General features: G+C 47.7%; 1 tRNA gene and 1 rRNA gene. Both read left to right on the top strand.

Features of this window, described 5'->3' with window-relative positions:
* Positions 1-74 (top strand) — tRNA-Ala (locus B6A10_RS16195).
* 152 nt (positions 75-226) lie between these two features.
* Positions 227-1399, top strand: a 23S ribosomal RNA gene (locus tag B6A10_RS16200); the annotation flags it as partial.

Genomic DNA, 1399 nt, shown 5'->3' on the forward strand with positions numbered 1-1399 from the left:
GGGGGATTAGCTCAGCTGGCTAGAGCGCCTGCCTTGCACGCAGGAGGTCATCGGTTCGACTCCGATATTCTCCACAGAATTCCTGTGCAAACAGGAATCTCATCGTAAAAGATGAGATCCCGCATCAAGTGCGGGATGTAAAGTTCATTGACATATTGAGATAAAAAATACAAAAAAGTAGAAAGAACACGTAATTATGTTTATCATTAGGCATAATTATAAGTACAATAAGCAAAATAAGGGCGTATGGGGGATGCCTAGGCTCTCAGAGGCGAAGAAGGACGTGATAAGCTGCGAAAAGCTACGGGGATCTGCACATGAGAATTGATCCGTAGATATCCGAATGGGGCAACCCACTATGTTGAAGACATAGTACACCGATAGGTGGGCAAACCCGCTGAACTGAAACATCTAAGTAGGCGGAGGAGAAGAAAACAAAAGTGATTCCGTAAGTAGTGGCGAGCGAACGCGGATTAGCCCAAACCAAAGTTGTTACGGCAATTTTGGGGTTGTAGGACCACGACATTTTATGTACAAGGAACCGGAAGTTGCTGGAAAGTAACACCATAGAGGGTGATAGTCCCGTATGGGTAACGAGTATAATAAATAGTGGTATCCTGAGTAGGGCGGGGCACGTGAAACCCTGTCTGAATCTGGCGGGACCATCCGCTAAGGCTAAATACTCCTGAGAGACCGATAGTGAACCAGTACTGTGAAGGAAAGGTGAAAAGAACCGTGAATAACGGAGTGAAATAGATCCTGAAACCATACGCTTACAAGCGGTCGGAGCCCATTCGTTGGGTGACGGCGTGCCTTTTGCATAATGAGCCTACGAGTTAACGTTGCTGGCAAGGATAAGTACTTCAGGTATGGATCCGTAGCGAAAGCGAGTCTGAATAGGGCGCTTTAGTCAGTAGTGTTAGACGCGAAACCGTGTGATCTACCCATGGGCAGGTTGAAGCTGTGGTAACACACAGTGGAGGACCGAACCGGTTGACGTTGAAAAGTCTTCGGATGACCTGTGGGTAGGGGTGAAAGGCCAATCAAACTCGGAAATAGCTCGTACTCCCCGAAATGCATTTAGGTGCAGCGCTGAGCCAAGTTATATAGAGGTAGAGCTACTGATTGGATGCGGGGGCTTCACCGCCTACCAATTCCTGACAAACTCCGAATGCTATATAATGTTTCTCAGCAGTGAGGGCTTGGGTGCTAAGGTCCAAGTCCGAGAGGGAAAGAACCCAGACCATCAGCTAAGGTCCCCAAATATATGCTAAGTTGAAAGAACGCGGTTTGTCTGCCCAGACAGCTAGGATGTTGGCTTGGAAGCAGCCATTCATTTAAAGAGTGCGTAACAGCTCACTAGTCGAGCGGACGAGCATGGATAATAATCGGGCATAAG

Origin of the sequence: Flavobacterium pokkalii, from assembly GCF_014596575.1 — a bacterium.
GTDB classification, from domain to species: Bacteria; Bacteroidota; Bacteroidia; order Flavobacteriales; family Flavobacteriaceae; genus Flavobacterium; species Flavobacterium pokkalii.